Genomic DNA, 9639 nt, shown 5'->3' with positions numbered 1-9639 from the left:
GAGTTTGCCTAGTATTTCGAGCGTCACGAACGTAGCTCTCATGGTGATGAGCTCAGGTGCTAGCGTTTGCTGTTCGACGGGAATCGGTCGTCCGTGGACCGAGCCGTACTCGATTGATCGTTTCGCAAGCGCGAGCAGGAACCGGCGGTGCGTTGAGTTCAAGAAACCGTTTGTGTTACGCAAAGACATAGCTCCCATAGCCGACTACTCGATCTTTCGGGCCAGCCGTATCGCCGGAACTGCGTAAGTCCAGCGTTCGGGCTGTTAGACCCTTCTCGCGGGCGAAGTAGAGTAAGCCGTTGACGGCTATCCGTCCACAAGCCGATTCATGACCGATATCCTCCGGCCGAAGCCTTTCGATGGCGACGGATGTGGCCTGATCTATTCGCTTGGCCGTGGCATAGTCATGGTAATGGCTTAAATCCGAGCTGATCACGGTCATAGTCCCCGAATCGTCCCAAAGCCGCTCGAGTACCGCGCTGACGTCGGAAGGTGCGGCAATGCCCACGACCAAAGGAACCAGTTCGAACTGGTTCAAGACCGCCTGCAGAAAAGGCATATGAACTTCAAGGCTATGCTCGAGCAAGTGTGCCTCATCGAGCCTTTTGACGAATGGTAAATCGAGAATCTTTTCGATGGCGGCGCAGTCTATAGGGATGTTGCCCAGGGGAGTGGCGAAGCTGTCCGCATGACTGACGGCGATGCCGTGAAAGCCGATTCTATGAGAAGGGCCGATTAAGACAACGCGACGAATGACATCCCTGCCTTGTTTGATCAGGGCATAGGCGCTGGCGGCTATGGGGCCCGAATAAATGTACCCGGCGTGAGGTGCGATAATGGCCTTCGGCAGCGGCCCGGCTGTGTTTGCATCCAGCAGAAAATCCCGAACCATAGCGCGAAGCCGATGTTCGTCATCCGGGTAGAAAAGCCCCGCGACGGCAGGTTGGCGTATGTTCTTCATTGCAAAGTCCTCTGTGGGATCGACGCCGGCCGACGGCAAAACGTCGACAGGCACCCGATGGGTCATATTTTACAAATGCGATTTTATTTGACGAATGGGGTGTAGATCATGAATCGGACCATCGAAACGGCGCAGGGTTTTCCTACGCGCTACTGGCGTACGCTGGAGGACGGTCGTGTGGAATGCACGATGTGTCCCCGGTTTTGCAAGTTGCATGAAGGACAGCGGGGGTTGTGTTTCGTTCGCGGCAATGTGGACGGCAAGATCGTATTGTTGTCCTACGGGCGCTCTAGCGGCTTCTGCATCGATCCTATAGAGAAAAAACCGCTGAATCATTTTCTTCCCGGTACGCCGGTCTTTTCGTTCGGCACGGCCGGATGCAATCTCGCGTGCAAGTTTTGCCAGAACTGGGATATCAGCAAGTCTCGCGAGATGGATTCACTGATGGATCAGGCTTCCCCCGAAGCCATTGCGCTGGCGGCAAAAGAGCTGGGTTGTCGCAGCGTCGCTTACACCTACAACGATCCCGTTGTCTTTCATGAATACGCCGTGGACGTTGCCAAGGAATGCCGAAAGCATGGCGTCAAATCGGTCGCGGTATCGGCCGGTTATATGTGCGCCGAGCCGCGCGCCGAGTTTTACAGCGTGATGGACGCGGCCAATATCGATTTGAAGGCGTTCACCGACGAGTTTTACCGCAAGATCTGCGGCGGCCATTTGCAACCGGTATTGGAAACGCTGCAATACATCAAGCATGAAACGTCCGTGTGGCTGGAAATAACGACCTTGCTGATTCCCGGTGAGAATGACTCGGATCGTGAGTTGGAGGCATTGACTCAATGGGTAGCCGACAAGTTGGGGCCGGACGTGCCTCTCCATTTTTCGGCCTTTCATCCCGACTGGAAGATGATGGATAAGCGTTCCACGCCGCTGGACACATTGGTTCGAGCTCGGCGCATCGCCATGAAAAACGGTCTTAGATACGTTTATGTCGGAAACGTTCACGATAAAGCGGCTGACAGCACTTATTGCCATCACTGCGGCCAGTTGCTCATTGGCCGCGACTGGTATGAACTGTCGGAATGGAATTTGACGCCGCAAGGCGCTTGCAATGCATGCAACACGCCTTGCGCCGGCGTGTTCGAAGAAAGCCCCGGAGACTGGGGCGGCAGGCGCGTGCCGGTCAGCACGTGCCGCCGGGCGGCAACGCACCACTAAGGCGTTGCTTGAAGATTGATCGGAGGATGCCGTTACGAGCCGCTGATCGATGATCAGGGACAGATCACCGTGTTTCGTGGAGGCTCATCATCGTTCGTGCGCGGATAGTCCAGCGTAAAATGGAGTCCTCGGCTCTCTTTGCGCACTAAGGCCGAGCGGATGATCAGTTCGGCTACGATGACCAGATTGCGCAACTCCAATAAATCGCTGGTGACCCTGAAATTGCCGTAATATTCGGCGATTTCCTGCTTTAACAGCTCGACACGGCGCAACGCCCTCTGCAGGCGCTTGTTGGTTCTGACGATGCCTACGTAATCCCACATAAAACGTCGGATTTCGTCCCAGTTATGGGCGACGACGACTTCCTCGTCGGAGTCCGTGACCTGGGATTCGTCCCATTCGGGCAAGTCCGGAGGCGGAGGGATCTCGGGCAGGGCCCTGATAATATCCTCTGCCGCCAGCTTGGCGAAGGCCAGACATTCGAGCAAGGAATTGCTGGCCATGCGGTTGGCTCCGTGGAGACCGGTACAGGCTGTTTCTCCGACGGCGTAAAGGCCGGGCACGTCGGTGCGCGCGTGGCGGTCGGTTTGCACGCCTCCGCAGGTGTAATGAGCGGCCGGGACGACCGGTATCGCTTGCGATGTAATATCGATATTGAGCTCTAGGCACCGCGCGTAAATGGTCGGGAAATGGCTTTTGATGAAATCGGAGGGTTTGTGGCTGATGTCCAGGTAAACGCAGTCGACGCCCAGGCGCTTCATTTCGTGATCGATGGCGCGCGCGACGATATCGCGGGGAGCCAGTTCCTCTCTGGAATCGAATCGGTGCATAAAGGGCGAGCCGTCCGGCAGCACCAGTTTTCCGCCTTCTCCGCGAACCGCTTCCGAAATCAGGAACGAGCGGGCATGTGGGTGGTAAAGGCAGGTCGGATGGAATTGAATGAATTCCATATTGGCGATGCATGCGCCGGCGCGCCAGGCCATGGCAATGCCATCCCCGGTGGCGATGTTGGGGTTGCTGGTATATAGATAAACTTTGCTGGCGCCACCGGTCGCCAAAACGACGACTCGGGCCCGGAGCGTTTTTACTTTATTGTCGTGGGTATCGAGCACATAGGCGCCCAGCACGCGGTTCCCGTCACGGCCGACCTTTTTCTCGGTTATCAGATCGATCGCGTTATGGTATTCGAATAAATCGATATTAGGATGGTTGCGGATATGTTGCGCCAGCGAGATTTCGACAGCCCGTCCCGTGGCATCGGCAGCATGGACAACGCGGCGATGGGTATGTCCGCCTTCCCGAGTCAGGTGAAGGTGGTGGCCGCCGCTTTCCGCGTCCGCTGCAGTGAACGGAACACCTCGTTCCAGCAGCCAGTCGATGCATTCTTTGCCTAGCGAAACGACGAGCCGCACGATATCCGGATCGCAAAGGCCGGCACCCGCGTTCAGTGTGTCCTGTATGTGCGACTCGATCGAGTCGTCGGCATCCAGCACGGCCGATATGCCGCCCTGGGCGTAAAGCGTGTTGGTTTCGGTCAAGGCGGTTTTGGACAGGACGGCGACACTCGCGTGATCGGCGATGCGTAGCGCCAAGCTTAAGCCGGCTGCGCCGCTGCCGATGATCAAAACGTCGTGAACTGAGGATGGCATGAAGTGTGTGTGTCGTGGTGGTTTCGCCATCCTACTGTAAAAGTATCTTGTCTAAAACAGGTGGCGTTGAATTAGCCATGGGAATGGCAGCCTAAAGCAGAATCTCGATTCGGTGCTGATGAGTCGTCAAAAGTGTGGGTCGTGGCGGATACGGCGAAATACGCATTGAATGGCGCTTGCGAAACTACGATAATTCTTCCTGTAGAATCAAGCTAATGCAATTGTGCAGCAGTCTTTGACAGTGTTTTCTGTCAAGCCACGTATCTCACTCTTAATGAAGCTCTCAAATAAGCCGTGTTTTTCATTCGCTCGCCGTATTCAAATAAGAGCCCAGATCTTTTGGTCGTGCGTGTGCGCCGTTAAATAGGGAAAAAGGTTTCCCGCAATGGGCGAGCAACTCGATGAGGAATTAGTCCGGAGGGTACAGCGAGGCGATAAAACGGCATTCGACATTCTCGTTCGAAAATACCAGTACAAAATCGCGCAGCTGATCAACCGCTATATCAAGGACCCGCACGAGGCCCTGGACGTCGCTCAGGAGTCCTTCATAAAGGCCTATCGGGCGTTGCCGAGCTTTCGCGGCGAGAGCGCTTTTTACACATGGCTGTACCGGATCGCGATCAATACGGCAAAGAATCACATTGCGATGCGCGCACGCCGCCCTTCGGAGGACGAGATCGAAATCGAGGAGGCGGAACAATTCGAGTCCGCCGTACGTCTAAAGGATCAAGAAACCCCTGAGGGAGTAGTGTTAAGTGAGGAACTCGCTCGGGTAATCCAATTTGCGCTAGACGAGCTGCCCGAAGAACTTCGTACGGCGATAAGCTTGCGAGAGTTCGATGGCTTAAGCTACGACGAAATCGCTCAGGTAATGAATTGTCCGGTGGGGACCGTGCGTTCACGCATTTTTCGTGCGCGCGAAGCCATCGATAAGAAATTAAAAGTTTTACTCGGTTAGGGGGCAAGTCCATGTCGGATGATGATCTGAGACAAAAGCTGTCATTACTGTTAGACGGAGAGTTGAGTGAGAGCGATTCGCTGGCATTGATGGCTCGTATAGAGAGCGACGCCACGCTTCGAAGGCAATGGCATCGTTACCGTCTGGTCAGCGAGGTGATGCGGTCGGGAAAGGTCCTGCCCGTCGATGATCGCTTCGTGGATCAGGTTCGGGCTACTATAGCGAACGAACCGGCGATTCTTGCGCCAAGACCGGAGAAGCACCGCTATCGTGAAAAAGCGGTAACGGCCGCATTAGCGGCCTCTTTGGCGGTGGTTGCGGTTTTGGTCGGGAAGTCCGTAAAGGATTATTCTCCGGTGCCTGGTCCGGAGGTGTTGGCGCAAACCGAGTTGGTCGATCCCGATGAGGTTCGTTCAGCGCTTGATCCCCAGTTCCAGGATTATCTGGTTACGCATTACGAAACGGCTTATTTGGCAGGCGCTCCAGGTCTGTTGCCCTATGCTCGCCTGGTGACCTACGATTCTTCTCGCTAAGTTCGAATTGATGGTTTCACTTTTTGCGCTCTCTGTGGACATGCTCCGCATACGCCGAGTTTTGGCATGGCAGATTTGTCTAATGATGTTTGCAGCCGAAGCTTTGGGCGGAACCGGCGAACCTCGTCACGGTGATGCCGTCCGTTGGCTAATGGATATGCGTCAAGCCGTGACTCAGTTGAATTATCGGGGAGTAGTGGCTTATCTCAAAGATAAACACGTCGAGAGCTTTCAGCTAGTTCATGCGTTTACAGGGGGTACGGAGCACGAACGGTTGGTGTCGATGAACACTCCCTTGCGGGAAGTCGTCCGAAATGCAGAAAAAGTGTCTTGCTACTTTCCCGACACCAAAACGGTCTTTGTCGAAAATAAACCGCCAAGACGTTCGGTTTTGCTGGAGTTGCCAGAGGACTTGAAACAACTTTCACGACATTACGATTTTAAGCTTGAGGCGCAGGAATACGTTGCGCAGCGCTTGTCACAGGTCATCAGTATTGAGCCGCGAGATGACTTTCGGTACGCTCGCCGGATTTGGGTGGATTTGGAATCCAAGTTGCCGCTCAAATTCGAGCTAATCGGCGAAAATGGCCAGGCGGTCGAGCAGATGATGTTCACGTCGCTGAGTATCGAGGAAATCATCCCGGACTCCGAACTGAATGCATCCACAAAGGTCGATGCTTTTACTTGGCAGGTTAATCGGCGTGAGGCGATGCCGCTCAGGTCGTTGAAATGGGCGCTTAGAAGCGTGCCAGATGGGTTTCAAATGATTTCGTATACTCGGCTGATTCGTACGCCGACAGAGCATCCGGTAGAACATATCTTGTTGAGTGACGGTTTTTCTTCTGTTTCAATTTACATTGATGAGTTAGGAGGCGATATCGTCAAGGGACATCAGAAGAAAGTCGGTGCCATAAATGCGCATTCTCGTAAGATCGATCGCTATCTGGTCACCGTGATGGGCGAAGTTCCCGCCAAAACCGTGCAAGCCATCGCAGGGGGCGTGCATCTTCAAGTGAATGACGCCCATGATTGAGGAAGAAGCAGTCGTCTTACACACGGAAGCCGAAAAAGTTTGGGTCGAAAAGCCGCGCAAATCGGCGTGTGGCGGATGTTCGCAGCAATGCGCGTCTGGCGTGGTGGACGAGTACCTCGGGGCACCGAAAATTCGGTTACAGGTATTTTCCCCAATCGAAGTTCATGTGGGTGATCGTGTTGTGCTCGGAATTCAGGAGGACGCCCTGGTAAAGGGGTCCCTATGGGCATACTTGATTCCTTTGTTGGGCTTATTTTTTGGCGCGGTATTGGGAGACATCGTCGCGTCCTCGCTAAGACCAGCTATTTCCAGCGACGGGGCCAGCGCATTCGGGGGCGTAACTGGCCTGATTTTGTCTTTTGTCCTTTTGAAGTTCACAGGGGTTCTTTCTCGCGAAAAACTGCACCCCGTGATACTCCGTAAACTTAGCTGATATCAAATCCGCTTTTAAATCCATGCTTAGGTCCGTGAAGACTTGGGAGTTTCGTATGCTTAAAACCAGGTGGATAGCCCTCGTGCTTTGTTTCCTTCTCATAGGGCTTTCGTCTCAGGGAGTCCTTGCTCAGCTTCCCGACTTCACCGGCTTAGTCGAGAAAAACAGCGCGGCGGTCGTAAATATTAGTACCTCTCAGAAAGTGAGCGCTACTGAGCCCCAGTTGCCGGAAGGGATCGAAATACCGGAAGGAACGCCATTTGACGATTTCTTTCGTCGCTTCTTTGGCGAAGGTGGTGGCCAGCCGAGTGAGGTGAAATCTTTGGGATCGGGCTTCATCGTTTCGGACGATGGTTATGTCTTGACCAATCACCACGTTGTCAAGGATGCCGACGAAATCGTCGTGCGATTGCAAGATCGCCGAGAATTGGTGGCCAAAGTCGTCGGATCGGATAAGCGCAGCGATATCGCGTTGCTGAAGATAGAGGCTGATCATCTGCCAGTCGTAAGAATGGGGTCGGCCGATAAACTGAAAGTGGGTGAATGGGTATTGGCTATCGGTTCACCCTTCGGCTTCGATCATTCGGTGACGGCGGGCATCGTCAGCGCCAAGGGCCGAAGTCTCCCGAGCGATAACTATGTGCCTTTCATTCAGACCGACGTGGCCATCAATCCGGGCAACTCCGGTGGCCCTTTGTTCAATCTCGAGGGCGAGGTGGTCGGCGTCAACTCTCAGATTTACAGCCGTACCGGCGGCTTCATGGGATTGTCGTTCGCTATTCCGATCGAAGTCGCCATGCAGGTGGTCGAACAATTGAAATCGCAGGGCCATGTGTCGCGGGGCTGGCTGGGCGTGCAGGTACAGGACGTCACGCGCGAGTTGGCCGAATCTTTCGGGATGAAGAAGCCGCAGGGAGCTCTGGTATCTAGAGTATTGTCGAAGAGTCCAGCCGAGGCGGGAGGCATTCAGGTCGGTGACGTCATTATCGAGTTCAACGGACAGGAGGTCGTTGGTTCGTCGTCGCTACCGCCAATGGTAGGTATGACCAAAGTGGGGGAAACGGCAGCGGTCAAAATCATCCGTCAAGGTTCTACCCGTGATGTAAAGATCAAAATTGGCACCTTGCCCGAGGATGAGGGAGTGCTCTTGGGGGCCGAGGAGGCTCCGGGGGCTCAGACGTTCGACCGTTTGGGGCTTAGCGTATCCAATTTGACGGTGGAGCAGCGAGAACAATTGGAAGTTCCGCGGCATGGCGTGCTGGTACAAGCGGTCAACCCGGGGCCCGCCTACGATGCGGGTATACGCCGTGGCGATGTGATTCTTCGTATTCAGGACCAAGTCGTCAAAGACGTAAACCATTTCAATGAGGTTGTGAAGGAGTTGCCAAAAGGCAAATCGCTTGCGGTGCTGGTCCAGCGACGCGGCGGCTCATTGTTCCTGGCCTTGAAGCTCAAGGATTGAGGCCGTGGCTGATCAGCAGCATATTCGTAACTTTTCCATCATCGCTCATATCGACCATGGCAAGTCGACCTTGGCAGACCGATTCATCCAGACTTGCGGAGGACTTAGCGATCGCGAGATGCTCAACCAGGTGCTCGACTCGATGGACATCGAGCGGGAACGCGGCATCACCATCAAGGCTCAAAGCGTAACGCTCAACTATAAGGCCAAGGATGGCGAGACCTACCAGCTCAACTTGATCGATACGCCCGGTCATGTGGACTTCTCCTACGAAGTGTCCCGATCATTGGCGGCCTGCGAAGGCGCCTTGCTCGTGGTCGACGCAGCGCAGGGGGTGGAGGCGCAAAGCGTAGCGAACTGCTATACGGCGATCGAGCAGGGCTTGGAAGTCATTCCCGTGCTGAACAAGATCGACTTGCCGTCAGCCGAACCCGAGCGGGTTTGCAAGGAGATCGAGGAGATTATCGGGTTGCCGGCCGACGAAGCCTTGAAAATCAGCGCGAAAACCGGCCTCGGTGTCAATGATCTTCTTGAACAGCTGGTGAGCAAGGTGCCTCCGCCCAAGGGAGATCCCGAGGGGCCTTTGCAAGCGCTGATCATCGACTCCTGGTTCGACAACTATCTGGGAGTCGTTTCGCTGGTGCGAGTGGTTAACGGTTCCATCTCCCGGAAACAGAAGATCCTCATCATGTCCACCGGAAAGAGCCACTTGGTGGAAAAGCTGGGCGTCTTTACCCCAAAGTCCTTCGATAAGGAGACACTTCAAACCGGCGAGGTAGGGTTCGTTGTGGCCGGTATCAAGGATATTTTCGGTGCGCCGGTGGGCGACACGATCACCGCGGCCGATCGCCCTTGCCAGGCCCCGCTGCCGGGGTTCCAGCAAGTCCAGCCGAGAGTGTTCGCAGGGCTCTATCCTGTTGAATCCGACGATTACGAGAATCTTCGGGAGGCGCTGAACAAGCTGCATCTTAACGATGCCGCGCTGCAGTACGAGCCGGAAACGTCGCAGGCTTTAGGGTTCGGTTTTCGGTGCGGGTTTCTCGGCATGCTGCACATGGAGATCATCCAGGAGCGGCTGGAGCGAGAGTATGATCTCGATTTGATCACGACAGCGCCGACCGTCGTTTACGAGGTGCTCAAAACGGACGACGAGACGATTCTGATCGACAACCCGTCCAAGCTGCCCCCGCCTAACGAAATCGTAGAAATCCGCGAACCGATCATCGAAGCCAATATTCTGGTGCCGCAAGATTATTTAGGTGCGGTGATGACGCTTTGCGTCGAAAAGCGCGGCATACAAAAAAAGATGCAGTACATGGGCGGGCAGGTGTCCCTCAGCTTCGAGTTGCCTCTAAGCGAAATCGTATTGGATTTTTTCGACCGTCTTAAATC

At 54.7% G+C, this 9639-nt stretch carries 9 protein-coding genes; 7 read left to right on the top strand and 2 right to left on the bottom strand.

Features of this window, described 5'->3' with window-relative positions:
• Positions 1-175: 175 nt before the first annotated feature.
• On the bottom strand, positions 176-961 hold the full coding sequence (gene amrB, locus ABJK70_RS14815) for an AmmeMemoRadiSam system protein B (RefSeq protein ID WP_077729269.1): 786 nt from the start codon (positions 959-961) through the stop codon (positions 176-178).
• A gap of 108 nt (positions 962-1069) precedes the next feature.
• On the opposite strand from amrB, the gene amrS reads away from it, so the two are divergent.
• Entirely contained in the window at positions 1070-2179 is a 1110-nt protein-coding gene (amrS, locus tag ABJK70_RS14810; RefSeq protein ID WP_347258344.1) for an AmmeMemoRadiSam system radical SAM enzyme, read from the top strand.
• A gap of 53 nt (positions 2180-2232) precedes the next feature.
• Here amrS and nadB read toward each other — a convergent pair whose 3' ends face one another.
• A complete protein-coding gene (nadB, locus tag ABJK70_RS14805) occupies positions 2233-3828 on the bottom strand; it encodes an L-aspartate oxidase (RefSeq protein WP_347258343.1) in 1596 nt (531 codons plus the stop codon).
• Between the two features lie 385 nt (positions 3829-4213).
• Between nadB and rpoE the strand changes: the two genes are divergently transcribed.
• From rpoE to lepA, 6 genes are all read left to right on the top strand, one after another.
• Positions 4214-4786, top strand: coding sequence for an RNA polymerase sigma factor RpoE (gene rpoE, locus ABJK70_RS14800; RefSeq protein ID WP_077729224.1), 573 nt, complete (start codon positions 4214-4216; stop codon positions 4784-4786).
• A gap of 11 nt (positions 4787-4797) precedes the next feature.
• Positions 4798-5319: a sigma-E factor negative regulatory protein gene (locus ABJK70_RS14795; RefSeq protein ID WP_077729223.1), complete on the top strand. Its 522-nt coding sequence runs from the start codon at positions 4798-4800 to the stop codon at positions 5317-5319.
• 82 nt (positions 5320-5401) lie between these two features.
• Positions 5402-6352, top strand: coding sequence for a MucB/RseB C-terminal domain-containing protein (locus ABJK70_RS14790; protein ID WP_168175370.1), 951 nt, complete (start codon positions 5402-5404; stop codon positions 6350-6352).
• Complete coding sequence (locus ABJK70_RS14785) at positions 6345-6785, top strand: SoxR reducing system RseC family protein (RefSeq protein WP_168175369.1); 441 nt, start codon at positions 6345-6347, stop codon at positions 6783-6785. Before ABJK70_RS14790 ends, ABJK70_RS14785 begins: the two co-directional genes overlap by 8 nt.
• Before the next feature lie 55 nt (positions 6786-6840).
• Complete coding sequence (locus ABJK70_RS14780) at positions 6841-8247, top strand: DegQ family serine endoprotease (RefSeq protein WP_077729220.1); 1407 nt, start codon at positions 6841-6843, stop codon at positions 8245-8247.
• A gap of 4 nt (positions 8248-8251) precedes the next feature.
• Positions 8252-9639: translation elongation factor 4 (gene lepA / locus ABJK70_RS14775; protein ID WP_347258342.1), on the top strand; the 1388-nt coding region annotated here is incomplete at its 3' end.

This window comes from Methylocaldum sp., from assembly GCF_039794385.1.
In the GTDB taxonomy this organism is placed as follows: Bacteria; Pseudomonadota; Gammaproteobacteria; order Methylococcales; family Methylococcaceae; genus Methylocaldum.
The sequence above is the reverse complement of the archived record's forward strand: the minus strand, read 5'-3'. Positions and strand labels throughout refer to the sequence as shown.